Here is an 18,080-nt window from a genome sequence, read left to right on the forward strand (position 1 = left end):
ATTTTCTTCAGTTGGCCGACGGACGCATCTGGAGTTCCAGATTGCTGAATCCAACAAATGTGGATCCAAGCACATGCATATGGATCGCGTCATAGCGTCGATCGTGGGGAATTACTTCCGAACCGTCACGACTCGCTACACCAAGGGATATGAAGTAATCGCCCGCACCCATTGCGCAAGTGAAGTTGATATCGATGCGAACTGAAGTTCCGGATTCGCCAAGTAGAGGAATCTCATTCGAATCGAGCATCTCGGAGTTAGTGGCGTACACTGTCACCCCCTCTTTGTTTTTGATGGCGACACCGAGAATGGGGCGATGCACTGTCTGTTCAAACTCGATGGCAATTGCCAGGCTCGCGTGATCGCCTGTCGATACCGACGATGGGTTTTGAACGCCACCTACGTTCAACGAAAAATCGCGAATAAGTGCGCGTCGATCACCCCAACGGTATTCGTGCGCGTTGTAGTTGGGACGGGTAGAGAACGGATCAGAGTGCTCGTCGCCTTCGGAACTCATAAAGCCATCATGAGCACCATCTCCCTCGTCCGTCATGGACAAGGCGTCCGCTTCGACAGCAGGTTTATCCACTCCGAAAAGAAGATCGAGGTACTGATTTACAACGATCTTCGGTTCGCCATCAGACAAAACCACGCCGCCGTCGAGCAAGACGGCGCGGTCGCAATGAGTCACGATCTGCTCGGTCGAATGCGAAACGAAAAGAATTGTAGTACCTGCGTCGCGGAGGTTCTTCAGGCGCGCGAAACACTTCGCCTGAAACTTCGCGTCGCCCACGGCAAGTGCTTCGTCGACGATAAGTATGTCAGGTGTGACATTGCTCGCGACGGCAAACGCAAGGCGAACGTACATGCCGCTGGAATAGGTTTTGACCGGCTGGTCGATGAACTCTCCGATACCGGCGAATGACAGAATGTCTTCAAAGCGGTCATCGATCTCCACCTTCGACAGCCCGAGCAGGCTTCCGTTGAGGTACACATTTTCGCGACCGGTAAAATCCGGATTGAATCCTGCGCCGAGCTCGAGCAGTGCCGCAACACGGCCTTTAACTTCAAGTGAGCCCGTCGACGGAGCAAGGGTCCCACAGATAATTTGAAGTAACGTGGACTTACCGGATCCGTTGCGACCGATAATGCCCACGGTCTCGCCACGACCTACGTCGAAGGAGACGCCGCGGAGCGCATGAAACTGCCTGAACCAGCGATGCTTACGCGATGCGGGACTGAGCATCTGCATCAAGCGATGATGTGGCTTGTCGTAGATCGGAAAGGCCTTGGTGACCTGCTCGACAGAGATCGCCTTATCAGAGGACATCAGCGAATCCTCTTTGTGTCGAAGCAAACCACCCATAGCCTGCGTACATCACCGCAAGCGCGATGACTGCGTAGATTCCCAACCCTTGCCAATCCGGCATATGTTGCCAGAGGCAGACTTCACGGGCCTGATCGATGATAAACGTCAACGGATTGAGCTCGAACCAGCCGCGGTACGAGGCCGGCACCGAGGAAAGTGGGATCATCGCCGAAGACATGAAAAGGAGCGCGGTCGACATAACACCCGTGATCTGGCCGATATCGCGCAGGTACACCCCTAAGGCTGCAAGGGCCCACGCCACACCGAGCGAGAGCATCGCCAGCGGAAGGATCACAACGGGGAAGAAGATAATGGTCCATGCGATTGTGCCTTCCATGAATAGGCGAAGCAGCATGAAGACCATAAGATTCATGAACGCGTGGAAGAGTGCGGAAAGCAACATCGGCCACGGAAGAATCTGAAGGGGAAAGATTACTTTCTTCACGAAGTTGGGCTGTGAGACGACCAACGAGGGAGAACGCGTGAGGCACTCGGAAAAGAGCCCATGAACGATCAGCGCGACGAAAAGGATAATCGAGAAGTGAGTCTGTCCTCCCTCGACCTGCGGCCACTTGTTCTTCATGACAAAGCCGAAGGCGAAGGTATACACGCCAAGCACCAGGAAGGGGCTGATAAGAGCCCAAAGCAAGCCAAAGCTCGCACCGCGATAGCGGCCGAGAACGTCGCGTTTACTCAGTTCCCACACCAGTGATCGATGCCACAGCAAAGCTGAGAAGGGATTGAGGAGCGCGCGAAGTCGGGGTGACTTCTTTGCGTCTATTTGTGTTGAAAAGGCAGTCATGTTCACCATCGAAATCAAGAAGTGTCGGTCAACGCAGCGCCAGGCTGAGCTCGTGGCGAAGGTCTTCAACGTCTTCGACGCCGACAGAAAGGCGGATCAGGCTATCCGAGATGCCCAGGCGCTTCCGATTAGCGGGCGGAATGGAAGCATGGGTCATGATCGCGGGATGTTCGATCAGACTCTCGACGCCGCCGAGAGATTCAGCCAAAGCGAACAGTTGGCAACGCTCGAGCACGCGGCGAGCTTTGCTAAGACCGCCCTTTACCTCGACGGAAATAATTCCTCCGAATCCGTCCATCTGGCGACGCGCCAGTCCGTGCTGGGCATGGCTTTTCAGGCCTGGATAGATCACACGGCTTACCTGCGCATGCGCCTCGAGCCACTTCGCCAGATCCAGTGCGCTTTCGCAGTGCTGCCGCATGCGCAGATGTAGTGTTTTGAGACCACGCATGGCAAGAAAGGCGTCGAAGGGACCGGCGATCGCTCCAACCGAGTTCTGCAGGAAGGCCATCTGCTCCGCGAGTTCCGGGTTCGCGGCGACGACGATTCCACCCACGATATCGGAATGGCCGTTCAGATATTTGGTGGCGGAATGCAGGACGAGATCGGCTCCCCATTCGACAGGCCTTTGCAGCATGGGGGAGCAGAACGTGTTGTCCACAACGACGATCAGCCCATGCTTTTTCGCGAACGCATTGATCGCGCGAAGGTCGACGAGCTTCAGCATCGGGTTCGTGGGCGTTTCAACCCAGATCATCCGGGTGTTCGGCTTGACTGCAGCCTTCAGGGCGGCTGTGTCATTTAGGTCGACGAATGTGAAGTCCAGACCGGCACTCCGGCGCCGGACGCGCTCGAACAGCCTGTACGAGCCACCGTATAGGTCATCCATCGCGATGACGTGGCTACCGGAGTCGAGCAAGTCCAGCACGGTCGCGGCCGCGGCGAGGCCGGACGCAAATGCAAAACCGGCGACACCACCTTCCAGATCGGCGACACATCGCTCATATGCCATACGCGTCGGATTTTGGGTGCGTGAGTACTCGAAGCCCTGATGCTTGCCCGGGCTGGACTGAACATAGGTCGAGGTGGCGTAGATCGGAGTCATGATCGCGCCGGTACTGGGATCGGGGCTCTGGCCAGCATGGATGGCACGCGTGCCGAGGCCCAATTCCACCACTTTCTTGGAAGGCATTGATTTTCCTTGATTTATAAACCGGCATTCAGGTCAAAGTTACATTCGATCTGCTCCTGCCAGTGGGACATATTACACTTGGCAACCCGCTACGCCGGAAGACGAATTTACGGCGAACGGCTGGCGGCACAGTTTGAAACGGGCGCGATGCTGACCGGGTTCGCTTTTAGGTGACTCGAAATGAAAAGGACGGTATGAAAACTCTTCTTGTTACGGGCGGCGCCGGCTTTATCGGCGCCAATTTCGTGCTCCAGGCCGTGGCCGCAGGCGACCGCGTCATCAATCTCGACAAGCTGACGTATGCCGGGAATCTCCGAACACTCACCTCCCTGGAGGGAGACGAACGCCACGTCTTCGTTCACGGCGACATCGGCGACCGCGACCTGATCGCCCGCCTGCTGGCTGAACACCGCCCCGATGCGGTCGTCAACTTCGCCGCTGAAAGCCACGTCGACCGCTCCATCGACGGCCCGGCCGCCTTCATCGAAACCAACGTGGTCGGTACTCTGGGCCTGCTCGAATCCACCCGCGACTATTGGCGCGGACTGGACGAAGCCGCCGGCAAGGCATTCCGCTTCCTCCACGTGTCGACCGATGAGGTCTACGGCTCGCTCGGCGCGGAAGGGTTCTTCACGGAAACCACGCCATACGCACCGAATTCGCCCTACTCCGCCTCGAAGGCCGCGTCCGACCACCTGGTCCGCGCCTTCCACCACACGTACGGCCTGCCGGTCTTGACGACCAACTGCTCCAACAACTACGGCCCCTACCAGTTCCCGGAGAAGCTCATTCCGCTGGTCATTCAGAAGGCGCTGGCCGGTGAGGCCCTGCCTGTCTACGGCGATGGCCTCAACGTTCGCGACTGGCTTTACGTAGAAGATCACTGCAGCGCCATCCGTCGTGTCCTCGACGCGGGCCGCATAGGTGAGACATACAACGTCGGCGGCAACTCCGAGCGCGCGAACATCGCGGTCGTGAAGACCATCTGCGCGATCCTTGACGAGGTCGCCCCGCTGGCCGACGGCAAGCCGCATGAGGGCCTCATCACCTTTGTCCGGGACCGCCCGGGCCACGACCGTCGCTACGCGATTGATGCGAGCAAGCTGAAGGACGAACTCGGCTGGACGCCGGAACACACGTTCGAATCGGGCATCCGCGCCACGGTGCAGTGGTATCTCGATAACCGGCCGTGGGTCCAGGGCATCCTCGACGGCAGCTACCAGCTGGAGCGACTCGGCTCATGACGACCAAGGGCATCATTCTCGCCGGCGGTTCCGGCACCCGGCTCTATCCGATCACCAAAGCGGTCAGCAAGCAGCTGCTGCCGGTGTATGACAAGCCGATGATCTATTACCCGCTGGCGACCCTGATGCTGGCCGGCATCCGGGATGTCCTGGTGATCAACACCCCGCATGAGCAGGAGCTGTTCCAGCGCCTGCTAGGCGACGGAAGCCAGTGGGGCATCAACATCACCTACGCCGTGCAGCCCTCTCCGGATGGCCTCGCCCAGGCGTTCATCATCGGCAAGGACTTCATCGGCAACGATCCCAGCTGCCTGGTTCTGGGCGACAACATCTTCTACGGTGTCGGCCTGACCGAGCGCATGAAGCGTGCGGCCTCCCGCGAAAGCGGTGCCACCGTGTTCGGTTACTTTGTGAAGGACCCGGAACGCTATGGCGTGGCCGAATTCGATGCGAACGGCAAGGTCATTGGCCTGGAAGAGAAGCCGGTCAAGCCCAAGTCGAGCTATGCCGTCACCGGTCTGTATTTCTACGACAACCGGGCGGTCGACTATGCAGCCAATCTCAGGCCTTCGCCGCGCGGCGAGCTGGAGATCACCGACCTCAATCGTTGCTACCTCGACGACCAGTCGCTGCACCTCGAGCAGCTCGGACGTGGCTATGCGTGGCTGGACACGGGCACGCACGAGTCGTTGATGGAGGCTGGCGAATACATCCAGACGATCGAAAACCGCCAGGGCCTCAAGGTCTGCTGCCCGGAAGAGATCGCCTACGTCAACAAGTGGATCGACGCCGAGCAACTGCTCAGGCTCGCCGAGCCCCTCGCCAAGACCGGCTACGGCCAGTACCTCCAGAATCTGATCAAGCAAGGCTACGTCGGATGAAGTTCACCGAAACCTCCCTGCCCGGCTGCATCGTGATCGAACCTCAGGTCTTCGGTGACAGCCGTGGGTTCTTCTACGAAAGCTATAACGAAGCGAAGTACCGCGAAGCCGGCATCGACCGCCGCTTCGTTCAGTCCAATGTGTCGCGGTCGGCCCGTGGCGTGCTTCGCGGGCTTCACTATCAGTGGCCGAATCCCCAGGGCAAGCTGGTCAGCGTGCTTGAGGGCGAAGTCTATGACGTGGCCGTCGACATCCGTCGCGGCTCGCCCACGTTCGGCAAGTGGGCCGGTGTCATGCTCACGGCGGAGAACCATCGTCACTTCTGGATCCCGGAGGGCTTCGCGCACGGCTTTTGCGTCGTTTCCGAGCACGCCACCTTCTCCTATCAGTGCACCGACCTTTATAACGCGCAAGCCGACGGCGGCGTCCGCTGGGACGATCCCGCCATTGGCGTGGACTGGCCGATCTCGGAGCCGCTCCTTTCCGACAAGGACAGGAAGGCGCCGTTGCTGGCGGATATCGCCGAGGACCGCCTGCCGGAGTTCCGGCCGTGAAGATCCTGTTGCTCGGCGCCAACGGCCAGCTTGGCCAGACCTTCCTGAGTCAGGGCGGCCTCGCGAAGCGCGGCGAGCTCGCGGCCGCCTCGCGTGACGGCGTACTGACCGTCGCCGCGGCTCGCGGTGTCGTGGGTGACCTGGGTGACCTCAGCGCACTCGAAGCTCTGCTCGATGCGGAACGCCCCGATATCGTCGTCAATACCGCCGCCTATACGGCAGTGGACAAAGCGGAGAGCGACGAAGCCAACGCGACGCGCGTCAACGGTGAAGCGCTCGGCGTCATCGGTCACTGGGCCGCCCGTCAGGGCGCTCTGGTTGTCCACTATTCGACCGATTACGTGTTCCCCGGCGACGCGTCGACACCTTACGCCCCGGACGCGACCACAAGTCCGCAGGGCGCCTATGGCCGGAGCAAGCTTGCGGGGGAAGAAGCGCTCCGTAACAGCGACGCGGCTCACCTCATCCTGCGCACGGCGTGGGTCTACTCGGCCGTGGGTAACAATTTCCTCCGCACCATGCTCCGACTTGGCGCGGACCGGGACGAACTGCGGGTTGTCGCCGACCAGAGCGGCACGCCGACGACGACCACGCTGATCGTCGAGGGCACGCTGGCCGCCATCGACCGGTATCTGGCGGCATCGGAGACCGGGCGCAGGGCGTTGACGGGCACGTACCACTTGACCGCGTCGGGCCAGACCACATGGCACGGGTTCGCCGACGCCATTTTCGAGGGCGCCGCTGCCAGGGGCCTGCTCGCCAAACGGCCGACCGTTCACGCGATCCCCAGTAGCGAGTTCCCGACGCCTGCCAAACGCCCGGCCTATTCGGTGCTGGCCAACGCCAGTTTCGCCACCACCTTCGGATATCCCCTGGCCGACTGGCGCGATGGGCTTAACGCGACGCTCGATCAGCTTTCGAACCAGTGAGGCAAGTATGTTGATTCCTCTTATCCTCAGCGGTGGTAGCGGCACGCGCCTGTGGCCGATCTCGCGCCGTAACCTGCCCAAGCAGTTCTTATCGCTGGCAGGCAAGGAAACGCTGTTTCAACAGACACTCCTGCGTGCGGCTGCGCTCCCGGATGCGGCCGCCCCGATTGTGGTCGCCAGCGACGAGCAGCGTTTCCTCGCCGCGGAGCAGCTGCAGGAACTGCACATCGTCGATGCAAACATCCTGCTCGAGCCCGTGGCCCGCAACACGGCGCCCGCGATCGCGGTCGGCGCCCTCCAGGCCATCGAACGCGATGCGGACGCTCTTATCCTGGTCCTGCCCGCCGACCATCTGATCGGTGACACCGACGCCTTCACGAATTCGGTGGCCCGTGCCCGGTCTCTTGCCGAACAGGGCTGGCTGGTAACCTTCGGGATCCGGCCGGACCGCGCGGAAACCGGCTTCGGCTACATCCGTCGTGGCGACGGACTCGAAGGCGATACCTTCCGCGTCGCCGAGTTCGTCGAGAAGCCAAAGCTCGAAGTGGCCGAGGGCTATCTGGCCAGCGGAGAATACGACTGGAACTCGGGCATGTTCCTGTTTCAGGCGTCGCGCTATCTCGACGAGTTGCAACAGCATGCTCCCGCCATGCTCGACGCAGCGAAGGCCGCCTTCGCCAGGGCCAACACCGACCTCGACTTCATTCGCCTGGATACAGGGGCATTCGCCGCCGCCCCCAGCGATTCCATCGACTATGCCGTCATGGAAAAGACCGCACGAGCGGCCGTCGTGCCCGTCGGCTGTGGGTGGAGCGATATCGGCTCATGGGACGCATTGTGGATGGCCGCCGAGAAAGATGCCGACGGCAATCACTTCGAAGGCGACGTCATTGCGCTCGACACGAAGGGATCGCTCATTCGGTCGCATGATCGCCACCTGGTGGCGACGATCGGGCTCGAGGACGTCGTGGTCGTGACGACGCCGGATGCGACGCTCGTCGCGCGACGGGATGCTTCCCAGGACGTGAAGAAGATCGTCGAGCAACTGAAGGCTGCCGGCCGCAGCGAGCATGATCTTCACCGCGTGGTGCGTCGCCCCTGGGGAAGCTACGACTCACTGGAGTCGGGCGACCGTTTTCAGGTCAAACGCATTGTGGTCAAACCCGGTGCCGCGCTCAGCCTGCAGATGCACCACCACCGTGCCGAGCACTGGATCGTGGTCAAGGGCGTTGCGGAAGTAACTTGCGACGATAAGGTATTCCTGCTGGCGGAGAACCAGAGTACCTATCTGCCGCTGGGCAGCCGCCACCGTCTGCGCAACCCGGGCAAAGTGCCGGTTGAGTTGATCGAAGTACAGTCGGGCGCCTATCTGGGCGAAGACGATATCGTCAGGTTCGACGACGTTTACGGTCGCGCCTGATACCGTCTCAATCGCAGTAAAGAACGAGGGGCCGCGGGGCCCCTTTTTCATTGCCCGATCAACGACGAAATTTCCGCGGTGCGCGACCGCATAAGTGCAGCGTCGCCACGCGCCTCCACGTTCAGACGGAGCAACGGCTCGGTATTCGACGACCGCAGATTGAACCGCCAGTCGCCAAAGTCGGCGCTGATGCCATCCACGCGATCGATGGCCGGCTGCATGTCGTCATAAAACGCCATGACCCGCGCGACCGTCTCGGCGGCATTCGCGACAACAAAGTTGACCTCGCCGCTGCAGGGATAGGCCGCCATGCGTTTTGCCAACATCTGGGCGAGACTCACGCCACTCCGGGACACCCGCTCCGCGACGAGCAACCACGGAATCATCCCCGAGTCGCAATAGGCGAACTCGCGAAAATAGTGATGGGCACTCATCTCACCGCCGTAGATTGCATCCTCGGCGCGCATACGCTCCTTGATGAAGGCATGGCCCGTCTTGCTCTCGATCGGTACGCCCCCCGCTTGCGTCACCATGTCGATGGTGTTCCAGGTCAAGCGGGGATCGTGGATGATCTTTGCTCCGGGATGCTTCTCCAGAAGCTGTGCGGCGAGCAGGCCGACGACGTAATAGCCCTCTATGAAGGTGCCGCGGGCATCGAACAGGAAGCACCGATCGAAGTCGCCGTCCCATGCGATACCGAAATCCGCTCCGTGAGTCACCACCGCGTGCGCCGTCGCATCACGATTCTCCGGAAGCAGAGGATTGGGAATACCGTTCGGGAAGGTGCCGTCCGGTTCGTGGTTCACCCGGATGAACTCAAAAGGCAGGTGCGCATCGAGCAAGTCGATGATGCCTCCCGCTCCGCCATTCCCGGCATTTACGACGATCTTCAACGGCGCCAAAGCCGCCACGTCGATATAGCCGAGCAAATGAGCGATGTATGCGGACTTATCGTGGTCATGAACCACGGCACCGCGAGATGTCGCACCCTCGCCGAAAGTATTTTCCTCGACCATCCGCTCGATATCGCGCAGGCCAGTATCTCCGCTGATGGGACGAGCACCCTCGCGAACCAGCTTCATCCCGTTGTAGTCGATCGGATTATGGCTCGCCGTCACCATGATCCCGCCGGCGACGTTGCGATGAAAGGTCTGGAAGTAGACCTCTTCCGTGCCACACAAGCCGATATCGATCGCGTCGCGCCCCTCGTCGTTCAGGCCACGAACAACGGCGGCGGCAAGCGTCGGGCTGTCCAGCCGGATGTCGTAACCGACCACAACCTGTCCGGGGCCCACGGTCCGGGCGAACGCGCGGCCAACCCGGTAGGCGACGTCCTCATTCAGCTCGTCGGGAACCCGACCGCGAATGTCGTAGGCTTTGAAGCACTTCATGGGGCATGTCCGGGAAGGATCGAGCCCCATTTTCACCGAGGACGCCGCTGGCCTCAAGGAATCGGGAATTAAGCGGGGGCGCGACCGTCGTGGAGCATCCACTCCAGCGTCGAGCGCAGAGGGATAATGCCGAGCGGGCCAATTAGCTCACGCAACAAACGGTTGTCCCCGGTCAGCCGCGCCACTTCATTCCCGCGTACGAAGGCGGGATTGACCTTGATCTCGATCTCGTACCCTGCCAGTTCCTGCATCATGTCGATCACCTCCAGCAGGGAGACCGATACGCCGGAACACAGGTTCACTGTCCCGCCCGCCGCGTCAGCAGAGAGCAGGCGAACGTACGCATCGGCGACGAAGCGGACGTCCTGGAAATCGCGCGCGACGTCGATATTGCCTAGCTCGATCAGTCGCTCACCGCGCCGGAAGTGATCGACGATTTTGGGAAGGAGGAAATTTTCCGACTGGCCCACACCCGTGTAATTGAATGGTCGCGCCAGGACGATAGGCAGTCGGTTCGTCCAGAGTTTCGCCATGTATTCCATAGCGAGCTTGCTGACCGCATAGTCATTGGCCGGCGCAGGCTCTACGGATTCGTCGAGCAACTCGACCGGATTGTTGCCATACACATTCGCACTACTGGCCAGCAGAACCGAGCGAGGTCGTTCCGGTAAGTACGCCAACGCCTCAAGCAGATGACGCGTACCGACCACGTTCGTGCGATAGATCGCATCGACATCACCGTGCGCGACAAAGGCGATCGCCGCCAGGTGGATCACGGCGTCCGGGCGAGCGAGTGCAACGGCGTTCTCGACACCGGCACGATCGAGCAGATCGACAGGTGACGATGAAAGCTGGTCCGGCGTCTCAGTCAGGACCACGACTTCATGCCCCGCCTGGGTCAGGGCCGCCGTTACGTAGCGGCCGGTGAAGCCGGCATGACCGGTGACCAGTACCCGGAGCGGCTGGAGGTCAGTACGAGGCGTCACGTTCGTTCCGACGCAGGTCGGCCTCAACCATCATGCGACACAGATCCTCGAGGGTCGTCTCGGCCTTCCAGCCAAGCTTATCGAATGCCTTGCCGGCATCACCGATCAGCATGTCGACCTCCGCCGGACGGTAGAACTTCGGATTGACCCGAACCAGCGTCTTTCCCGTCGCATGACAGGTGCCCGTCTCGCCCTCGTCCTTGCCGCTCCAGTCGATCTGGATACCGACGGCCGTGAATGCCAGGGTGACGAAGTCACGCACCGTCACCGTGCGATTGGTGGAGAGCACGAAGGTGTCCGGTTCGTCGGCCTGCAGCATGCGCCACATGCCCTCGACGTATTCTTTCGCGAAGCCCCAATCGCGCTGGGCATCGAGGTTACCCAGTTCCAGGACATCCAACTTGCCGAGTTTGATTTTCGCGACGGCGTCGGTGATCTTGCGCGTCACGAACTCACGCCCGCGCAACGGCGACTCGTGGTTGAACAGGATGCCGCTGGAACCAAAAATGCCGTACGACTCGCGGTAGTTCACCGTCATCCAGTGCGCGTAAAGCTTGGCCACGCCGTAGGGACTGCGCGGGTAAAACGGCGTGTCCTCGCGTTGCGGTACGGCCTGCACCTTGCCGAACATCTCCGATGTCGACGCCTGATAGAAGCGGATCTTCGGGTTGATGATGCGAATGGCTTCCAGCATGTGCAACGCACCGATGCCTGTGATCGCCGCCGTGGTGGCGGGTTGATCGAACGAAACACCCACGTAGCTCTGAGCTGCCAGGTTGTACACCTCCGTGGCACCGGTCTGCTGAAGCAGACGGATCGCGGAGCCCCCATCGGTCAGGTCGAACTCGACCAGATGGAGGTTCGGGTGATTCTGGATACCCAGTTCTTCAATACGCCAGAAATTGACCGAACTGGTGCGCCGGTAGGTGCCGTAGACGCGGTAGCCCTTGGCGAGCAGCAGCTCAGCCAGATAGGCGCCATCTTGTCCGGAGATACCGGTGATCAGTGCAGTCTTCATCGAGTCCAAAGCGTCACTCATTCCACGGTCACCGACTTGGCCAGGTTACGCGGCTGGTCCACATCCGTCCCGCGCATCACGGCCACGTGGTACGCAAGCAGCTGCATCGGAATCGTAAACACAGCCGGCGCGATCAGATCGCCACCGCCGTCGACGCGCACCGTCGCGATGTTCTCCTGAGAATCCTCGTCCAGCTCCGCACGCTCGTCGGCGAAGACGATCAGCTCACCACCACGTGCGCGAACTTCCTGCAGGTTGGACTTCAGCTTGTCCAACAGCGGACCATTCGGGGCCACGGCCACGATCGGCATATTTTCGTCGACCAGCGCCAACGGGCCGTGCTTCAGTTCGCCCGCCGGATAAGCCTCGGCGTGGATGTACGAGATTTCCTTCAGCTTGAGCGAGCCTTCGAGTGCCACCGGGAACTGCGCACCACGCCCCAGGAACAGCGCATGCTGCTTGGCCACGAAGTGGTCGGCGATCGTGACGATCTCCGGCTCACTTTTCAGCGCATTCTCAATATAGCGCGGCAGCGACTGCAATTCCTTGCAGTGCTCGAGGTACTTTGCGTTGTCGAGTCCACGACGACGACCGAGATCCAGCGCCAGCAGCGCGAACGCGGTGAGCTGGGTGGTAAAAGCCTTGGTGGAGGCTACGCCGATCTCCGGGCCCGCTCGCGTCATCAGACGCAGATCGGACTCACGCACGACGGACGACTCGGGCACGTTGCAGATGGCGAACGTAGCGAGATAACCGCGACGACGCGATTCACGCATGGCCGCCAGGGTATCGGCGGTTTCGCCCGACTGGGAGACGGCGACGAACAGCGTGTTCTCGGGCACGACGACATCGCGGTAGCGGTATTCGCTGGCCACTTCGACGACGACCGGGATACGGGCGAATTCCTCGATCCAGTACTTGGCGACCATACCGGCGTGGTAGCTCGTACCGCAGGCCACGATATGGATGGCGCGCGTCTTGTCGAGGATCGGATCGGCGTCGATGCCGAAGATATTGGGCAACACGCCGTGCGGACCGATGCGCCCTTCGAGAGTATCGGCCACGGCACGCGGCTGCTCGAAGATCTCCTTCTGCATGTAGTGGCGGTATTCGCCACGCTCGACCGAGTCGGCGCTGATCTCGCTCTCGTGCGCGGTACGGTCGACACGCTTGCCGTCGAGATCGAACACCTCGACGGTTTCACGGGTGATCTCGACGACGTCGTCTTCCTCGAGGTACATCATCCGGTTAGTGACCTTGATCAGCGCCTGCGCGTCCGACCCGAGGAAGTGCTCGCCGATGCCGATGCCAACCAGCAGCGGGCAGCCGCGACGGGCACCGACGATACGCTCGGGCTCGTCCAGGCTCATCACCGCGATGGCGTACGCACCTTCGAGTTCGCGCACGGCGGCGGTAACCGCTTCGCGCAGCGGCTTACCGGCCTGCACGTGCTCGTCGATCACCGCGCCCATCACTTCCGTATCGGTCTCGGAGTGGAAGGTACGACCCTTCGCTTTCAGACCCTCACGCAGCGACGCGTAGTTCTCGATGATGCCGTTGTGCACGATGGCGATCCGGCCCTGTACGTGCGGATGCGCGTTCTTTTCGCTGGGCACGCCGTGCGTGGCCCAGCGGGTATGCGCGATGCCGGTGCCGCCGGGGACCGGATCGGCCTCGTACAGCGCTTCCATCTCGCGAACCTTGCCCTTCGCACGCACCCGGCGAATCTCGCCGGCGTCCGCGATGGCCATGCCCGCGGAATCGTAGCCGCGATACTCGAGGGCTTTGAGGCCCGCGATCAGAATGGGTGCGATATCACGCTGGGCGACAGCGGCGACGATTCCACACATGGTTCAGAATCCTTATCAGTTAACTTTGCGGCGCAGGTAGTTGAGCAGGTCGATCCGGGTGATCAGACCGAGGAACTGGTCGCCGTCGACGACGATGGCCACGTGACCCTTCTCGAACACGGGCAAGAGTGCCTCGATCGGCTCCCGGACCTGGAGCATTTCCGGCGAAGCGATCATCGCGGTGGACACGGGGTCGCGGAACTTCGCCTCGTCGGCATGCACGTGAAGCAGCACGTCCGATTCGTCGAGGATGCCGACAATACGGTCGCCTTCCATCACGGGAAGCTGCGAGACGTCGTATAGCTTCATGCGGTTATAGGCGGTCACGAGCATGTCGTCCGGCTTGATCACGACCGTGTCGCGCTGGGCATACGGACGCAGGATCAGGTCGCGCAGGTCGTTGTACCGCTCGCGTTCCAGGAAGCCGTTGTCCAGCATCCAGTAGTCGTTGTACATCTTCGAGAGGTACTTGTTGCCGGTATCGCAGACCAGCGTGACCACGCGTTTGGGCGTGGTCTGTTCGCGGCAGTATTTCAGCGCGGCGGCGAGCAGCGTGCCGGTGGAGGAGCCGCCGAGGACACCCTCCTTCGCCAGCAGTTCGCGCGCGGCCAGGAAGCTTTCCTTGTCGGTGATGGCGAATGCCTTCTCGACGAGCGAGAAGTCGCTGATCGATGGCAGGAAATCTTCACCGATGCCTTCGACCATCCAGCTGCCGGACTTCTCCGACAGGGTACCCTCGTTGATGTACTCGGCAAGGATGGAGCCCACCGGATCCGCGAGGATGATCCGCGTGTTCGGCGAGTGCTCTTTCAGGTAGGCGGTCAGGCCGCTCATGGTGCCGGACGAGCCACAGCCGACCACGATGGCATCGACCTTGCCGTCCATCTGCGCGAGGATTTCCGGCCCCGTCGTCTGCACGTGCGCGAGCGGGTTGTCCGGGTTGCCGAACTGGTTGATGAAGTACGCGCCCGGGGTTTCGCGCGCGATGCGCTCCGCCATGTCCTGGTAGTACTCCGGATGTCCCTTGGCGACATCCGAACGGGTCAGCACCACTTCCGCACCCATCGCCTTGAGGTTGAAGATCTTTTCCCGGCTCATCTTGTCCGGCACGACCAGCACCAGCCGGTAGCCCTTCTGTTGGGCGACCAGCGCCAGGCCGAGACCAGTATTGCCGGCGGTACCTTCCACGAGGGTGTCGCCCGGCTTGATCTTGCCGGCGCGCTCGGCGCCTTCGATCATCGACATGCCGATACGGTCCTTGACGGATCCGCCCGGGTTGGCGCTCTCAAGCTTGAGAAAGAGCTCGCACGGGCCCGCGTCCAGGCGCTGGGCGCGCACCATCGGGGTATGACCGATCAGGTCGAGGACGCTGTCATGAACACTCATTGAAACTCCAATCGTCTGGAACGGCGCGGCCCCTGCGACCTCGCCCTATGGGCGCACATCATAAAGGGTGTGCCGGTGAACGGATGCCCGGCTGATTGGCGGAGGCGAAAGGGCGTAGGGGAGGGTCGCGCGCAGGGCGCGCTCCTACAGATGCAAAACGGGCACCTTTCGGCGCCCGTCGGTCAATTAATGAACTGATTGTGGGTGGTCAGTGTGGCGACTGTTGCCAGCTATCCCACATTCGTTGGAGCTTTTCCTTCGCCTGCAGCTTTTCCCTCTTGAGGCCCACAAGGCTTGCGTCGTCGATAGGCAGACAGCCGATATTGGCGTCATGCAACTTGGTATCGAGTTCCTGGTGGCGATAGAAGAGACGACGGGTTTCCGCACTGGCGTGGATGAACTTCTCGACGTCGTCGCGCTGCTGGTTTTCGAACATTGCAAACTCCTCGCGGTGGGATCGGCCCGATGCGCGGGCCGGTCGTGAGGGGAGCCATGCGGGCTAGCTCTTCGCATGCTCCGGCAGGACCGGCACCCTGAATTTTTCGGGTGCCGGGAGACCGAAGCTACTCCGCTAGCCATACGCCTGCAAGAGCGATATTTCTCAGTTGCCGTCGGTTTTCTTGCTCTTTTTCGGTGCAGGCGTGGAGGCTGGCGCCCCACCGTCGGACGAGTTCATATCGCGCATGGCACGCGCGGCGGCCTCGGCCAGCGCGGCCTGCTTCTTGGCGGCGTTAGCCACCTTGGCCTGTGCCGCGGCGACCTGTTTGGCCTTGTCGCCTTCGGCCTTGGCCTGCTCCAGCGCCTGGGCGTAGTCGACGCCCTGCTGCTGCAGGCGGGCGGCCTCTTCCTGGATCATCTGGTTCTGGGCGCGCTGCTGCTCGAGCTGGCGACGGGCCATCTCGGCGTCGAGCCGACTGGCCTCCAGCAGGATGGCGTCATGCTCGCGGTCCAGCTGAGCGCTCTTGGCCTGGGCATCCTGGTACTGGGCCATCGCCTTGGCGATGTCCACCCGGCGCTCGGCGACATACAGCAGATGGCCGTGCTCCTTGTCCTTGGGACGGAACTGGGCCATCTGGCTGATCGCTTCGCGGGCGCGAGCCTGTTCAGCCTGCGCGTAATTGCCCAGCACGGGGTCCGACGACAGCTGGTCCAGGCTCGAATTGAGACGGCGGATGTCCAGGTCGTCCGTGGCGGCCATGGCACTGCCCGCGGCAAGCGCGAGGGCCAGCGCGGAGGTAAGGAGGGTCGAACGCTTCATCACTGGCCTCCCTGGTTGGTGGACGGCTGGATCTGGTTGCCCGAATTGTCATTCAGGGGCTGGGTCTGACCACCGACCGGCGGCTGCGTGCTGTCCGTCGGCTCGGGCAGGACCGATTCGGTTTCCTGCACGTTGGTCGGGATGGGCACCGTGTCGTTGGCATGGTTGTCGATCATCTCGACGCGCATGCGGGAGTTTTCCTGGCTCTTGGCGGTGTTCTGGGCGCGGGCGGCTCCCAGACGGGCCTTGGCCCGGGCCAGTTCGCTGTCGGCACGCGACTCGTCGGCGAGCACCGCCGCCTCGTCGTACTTGCGGCTGGCCATCGCGGCCTGCGCCTGACGGAATTTTCCCTGCGCATAATCGAGATCGACCGGCGCATAATCGGCCGCTCCGGCGTCTCTGGCAGCCTGCAGCTGGGCCAGTGCCTGGTTCATCGAGCCGTCGGGTGGGGGGGCGCTGGCACAGCCGGCGAGCGTAGCGATACCAAGGCCCAGGGCGGCCTGAGCAATGAGCCGGCGGCCCTTGGAAAGGGCTTTCGACGGCAAGTTGTGCACCATCACTCGTTCCTCGTACAGGTTTGCGAGATATTGTCGATATATATAACGGTCAGGCTATGACCTCGACTCGATTGTAATGAACGTCCGGGGGTTTAGGTGGATATCGGTTATTTCCTTAAGCTGATGGTGGACAAGGGCGCGTCGGATATGTTCCTGACGACCGGCGCCCCTGTGAACATCAAGGTGGAAGGCAAGCTGTACCCGTTGGGAAATACCGGCCTGCCGAGCGGCATGGTCAAGAAGATCGCCTATTCGCTCATGGACGAGGGTCAGGTACCGCAGTTCGAGCGCGATCTCGAGCTGAACATGGCCCTGGCCGTGAAGGAAGCCGGCCGCTTCCGTATCAACGTGTTCAAGCAGCGCGGCGAGATCGGCATGGTCATCCGTGCCATCAAGAGCGAGATCCCCTCGCTGGAAGAACTGCAGCTGCCGACGATTTTCCGCGATCTGATCATGGAGCCACGCGGCCTGATCCTGGTCGTAGGCGCCACCGGCTCGGGCAAGTCCACCACCCTGGCGGCCATGCTCGACCACCGCAACAGCAACAGTTCGGGCCATATCCTCACCATCGAGGACCCGATCGAGTACCTGCACCGGCACAAGCGCTCCATCGTCAACCAGCGTGAGGTGGGACTGGATACCCACAGCTATCACGAGGCGCTGAAGAACGCGATGCGCGAGGCCCCGGACGTCATCATGATCGGTGAGATCCGCGACACCGAGACGATGGAGGCGGCCATCTCGTTCTCCGAGACCGGTCACCTGTGCCTGGCCACCCTGCACTCGAACAACGCCGACCAGACCCTGGAGCGCATCCTCAACTTCTTCGGCGAATCGGCGCACAAGAACGTGCTGATGAACCTCGCCCTCAACCTGCGCGCGGTGATCAGCCAGCGCCTGGTGATCGGCAAGGACGGCCGCCGCATGCCGGCGACCGAGGTGCTGCTCAACACCCCGCTGATCCGCGACATGATCCGCCGCGGCCAGATCCACGAGGTGAAGGACGCCATGGACCGCAGCCTGCAGGAAGGCATGCAGACCTTCGACCAGTCGCTCTACCGCCTGTACAAGGACGGCAAGATCACGCTCGAGGAGTGCCTGAACAAGGCGGATTCGCGCGATGGCCTGGCGCTGAAGATTCGTCTGTCGGAAGGTGCGACGGGCAATGAGTTTGCTTCGAGCGATCCCTACGGAATCGGGGTCTGACACCACCCACTAATGTAGGAGCGCGCCCCGCGCGCGA

At 61.6% G+C, this 18,080-nt stretch carries 17 protein-coding genes; 6 read left to right on the plus strand and 11 right to left on the minus strand.

All coding sequences use genetic code 11. From position 1 onward, the window contains the following. Positions 1-7: 7 nt before the first annotated feature. Genes B5X73_RS18405 through B5X73_RS18415 form a run of 3 tightly spaced genes read right to left on the minus strand, consistent with a single transcriptional unit; the run spans position 8 to position 3,363 of the window. On the minus strand, positions 8-1,330 hold the full coding sequence (locus B5X73_RS18405; protein WP_036115744.1) for an ABC transporter ATP-binding protein: 1,323 nt from the start codon (positions 1,328-1,330) through the stop codon (positions 8-10). After that, on the minus strand, positions 1,320-2,171 hold the full coding sequence (locus B5X73_RS18410) for an ABC transporter permease (protein ID WP_079522856.1): 852 nt from the start codon (positions 2,169-2,171) through the stop codon (positions 1,320-1,322). The genes B5X73_RS18405 and B5X73_RS18410 overlap by 11 nt, the downstream gene beginning before the upstream one ends. Positions 2,172-2,199: 28 nt before the next feature. Then, positions 2,200-3,363 (minus strand): trans-sulfuration enzyme family protein, encoded by a 1,164-nt coding sequence (locus tag B5X73_RS18415; RefSeq protein ID WP_036115747.1) that lies wholly within the window; start codon positions 3,361-3,363, stop codon positions 2,200-2,202. Between the two features lie 194 nt (positions 3,364-3,557). Here B5X73_RS18415 and rfbB point away from each other — a divergent pair, with 194 nt between their 5' ends. The 5 genes from rfbB to B5X73_RS18440 are packed head-to-tail and all read left to right on the plus strand — an operon-like array spanning position 3,558 to position 8,391. Further along, positions 3,558-4,607: a dTDP-glucose 4,6-dehydratase gene (rfbB, locus tag B5X73_RS18420; RefSeq protein WP_036115750.1), complete on the plus strand. Its 1,050-nt coding sequence runs from the start codon at positions 3,558-3,560 to the stop codon at positions 4,605-4,607. Continuing rightward, entirely contained in the window at positions 4,604-5,488 is an 885-nt protein-coding gene (gene rfbA / locus B5X73_RS18425; RefSeq protein WP_036115752.1) for a glucose-1-phosphate thymidylyltransferase RfbA, read from the plus strand. The genes rfbB and rfbA overlap by 4 nt, the downstream gene beginning before the upstream one ends. Then, complete coding sequence (gene rfbC / locus B5X73_RS18430) at positions 5,485-6,042, plus strand: dTDP-4-dehydrorhamnose 3,5-epimerase (protein ID WP_036115755.1); 558 nt, start codon at positions 5,485-5,487, stop codon at positions 6,040-6,042. Before rfbA ends, rfbC begins: the two co-directional genes overlap by 4 nt. Further along, positions 6,039-6,971, plus strand: a complete 933-nt coding sequence (gene rfbD, locus B5X73_RS18435) for a dTDP-4-dehydrorhamnose reductase (RefSeq protein ID WP_036115758.1) — start codon at positions 6,039-6,041, stop codon at positions 6,969-6,971. The genes rfbC and rfbD overlap by 4 nt, the downstream gene beginning before the upstream one ends. Positions 6,972-6,978: 7 nt before the next feature. After that, on the plus strand, positions 6,979-8,391 hold the full coding sequence (locus tag B5X73_RS18440) for a mannose-1-phosphate guanylyltransferase/mannose-6-phosphate isomerase (protein WP_079522842.1): 1,413 nt from the start codon (positions 6,979-6,981) through the stop codon (positions 8,389-8,391). A gap of 47 nt (positions 8,392-8,438) precedes the next feature. On the opposite strand, the gene B5X73_RS18445 is transcribed toward B5X73_RS18440, so the two are convergent. From B5X73_RS18445 to B5X73_RS18480, 8 genes are all read right to left on the minus strand, one after another. Next, on the minus strand, positions 8,439-9,782 hold the full coding sequence (locus tag B5X73_RS18445; protein ID WP_079522843.1) for a phosphohexomutase domain-containing protein: 1,344 nt from the start codon (positions 9,780-9,782) through the stop codon (positions 8,439-8,441). Positions 9,783-9,850: 68 nt separating this feature from the next. Then, positions 9,851-10,768 (minus strand): NAD-dependent epimerase/dehydratase family protein, encoded by a 918-nt coding sequence (locus tag B5X73_RS18450; protein ID WP_079522844.1) that lies wholly within the window; start codon positions 10,766-10,768, stop codon positions 9,851-9,853. After that, positions 10,752-11,786 (minus strand): GDP-mannose 4,6-dehydratase, encoded by a 1,035-nt coding sequence (gene gmd / locus B5X73_RS18455; protein WP_079522845.1) that lies wholly within the window; start codon positions 11,784-11,786, stop codon positions 10,752-10,754. The genes B5X73_RS18450 and gmd overlap by 17 nt, the downstream gene beginning before the upstream one ends. A gap of 17 nt (positions 11,787-11,803) precedes the next feature. Then, entirely contained in the window at positions 11,804-13,636 is a 1,833-nt protein-coding gene (gene glmS / locus B5X73_RS18460) for a glutamine--fructose-6-phosphate transaminase (isomerizing) (protein WP_079522846.1), read from the minus strand. A gap of 15 nt (positions 13,637-13,651) precedes the next feature. After that, the gene (locus tag B5X73_RS18465) at positions 13,652-15,022 is read right to left on the minus strand and encodes a pyridoxal-phosphate dependent enzyme (protein ID WP_036115776.1); all 1,371 of its coding nucleotides are present in this window, start codon (positions 15,020-15,022) and stop codon (positions 13,652-13,654) included. Positions 15,023-15,230: 208 nt separating this feature from the next. Next, positions 15,231-15,458 carry an HP1242/YdcH family protein gene (locus tag B5X73_RS18470; RefSeq protein ID WP_079522847.1) on the minus strand — a complete coding sequence of 76 codons (228 nt, stop codon included), beginning with the start codon at positions 15,456-15,458 and terminating at the stop codon, positions 15,231-15,233. A gap of 165 nt (positions 15,459-15,623) precedes the next feature. Further along, positions 15,624-16,280 carry a DUF4398 domain-containing protein gene (locus tag B5X73_RS18475; protein WP_043692412.1) on the minus strand — a complete coding sequence of 219 codons (657 nt, stop codon included), beginning with the start codon at positions 16,278-16,280 and terminating at the stop codon, positions 15,624-15,626. Further along, a complete protein-coding gene (locus B5X73_RS18480; RefSeq protein WP_036115784.1) occupies positions 16,280-16,837 on the minus strand; it encodes a DUF4398 domain-containing protein in 558 nt (185 codons plus the stop codon). Before B5X73_RS18480 ends, B5X73_RS18475 begins: the two co-directional genes overlap by 1 nt. 96 nt (positions 16,838-16,933) lie before the next feature. Here B5X73_RS18480 and B5X73_RS18485 point away from each other — a divergent pair, with 96 nt between their 5' ends. Next, entirely contained in the window at positions 16,934-18,043 is a 1,110-nt protein-coding gene (locus tag B5X73_RS18485; protein ID WP_036115787.1) for a PilT/PilU family type 4a pilus ATPase, read from the plus strand. The last annotated feature ends 37 nt before the right edge of the window (positions 18,044-18,080 follow it).

This window comes from Luteibacter sp. 22Crub2.1 (genome assembly GCF_900167995.1).
Classification (GTDB): Bacteria; Pseudomonadota; Gammaproteobacteria; order Xanthomonadales; family Rhodanobacteraceae; genus Luteibacter; species Luteibacter mycovicinus.

Bases quoted from the DNA above. Each gene is read 5' to 3' on its own strand.
- B5X73_RS18405 (WP_036115744.1), bottom strand. From the start codon at position 1,330: ATGTCCTCTGATAAGGCGATCTCTGTCGAGCAGGTCACCAAGGCCTTT.
- rfbC (WP_036115755.1), top strand. From the start codon at position 5,485: ATGAAGTTCACCGAAACCTCCCTGCCCGGCTGCATCGTGATCGAACCT.
- B5X73_RS18465 (WP_036115776.1), bottom strand. From the start codon at position 15,022: ATGAGTGTTCATGACAGCGTCCTCGACCTGATCGGTCATACCCCGATG.
- B5X73_RS18480 (WP_036115784.1), bottom strand. From the start codon at position 16,837: ATGGTGCACAACTTGCCGTCGAAAGCCCTTTCCAAGGGCCGCCGGCTC.
- B5X73_RS18410 (WP_079522856.1), bottom strand. From the start codon at position 2,171: ATGACTGCCTTTTCAACACAAATAGACGCAAAGAAGTCACCCCGACTT.
- glmS (WP_079522846.1), bottom strand. From the start codon at position 13,636: ATGTGTGGAATCGTCGCCGCTGTCGCCCAGCGTGATATCGCACCCATT.
- B5X73_RS18415 (WP_036115747.1), bottom strand. From the start codon at position 3,363: ATGCCTTCCAAGAAAGTGGTGGAATTGGGCCTCGGCACGCGTGCCATC.
- rfbB (WP_036115750.1), top strand. From the start codon at position 3,558: ATGAAAACTCTTCTTGTTACGGGCGGCGCCGGCTTTATCGGCGCCAAT.
- rfbA (WP_036115752.1), top strand. From the start codon at position 4,604: ATGACGACCAAGGGCATCATTCTCGCCGGCGGTTCCGGCACCCGGCTC.
- B5X73_RS18440 (WP_079522842.1), top strand. From the start codon at position 6,979: ATGTTGATTCCTCTTATCCTCAGCGGTGGTAGCGGCACGCGCCTGTGG.
- B5X73_RS18470 (WP_079522847.1), bottom strand. From the start codon at position 15,458: ATGTTCGAAAACCAGCAGCGCGACGACGTCGAGAAGTTCATCCACGCC.
- B5X73_RS18475 (WP_043692412.1), bottom strand. From the start codon at position 16,280: ATGAAGCGTTCGACCCTCCTTACCTCCGCGCTGGCCCTCGCGCTTGCC.
- gmd (WP_079522845.1), bottom strand. From the start codon at position 11,786: ATGAAGACTGCACTGATCACCGGTATCTCCGGACAAGATGGCGCCTAT.
- B5X73_RS18445 (WP_079522843.1), bottom strand. From the start codon at position 9,782: ATGAAGTGCTTCAAAGCCTACGACATTCGCGGTCGGGTTCCCGACGAG.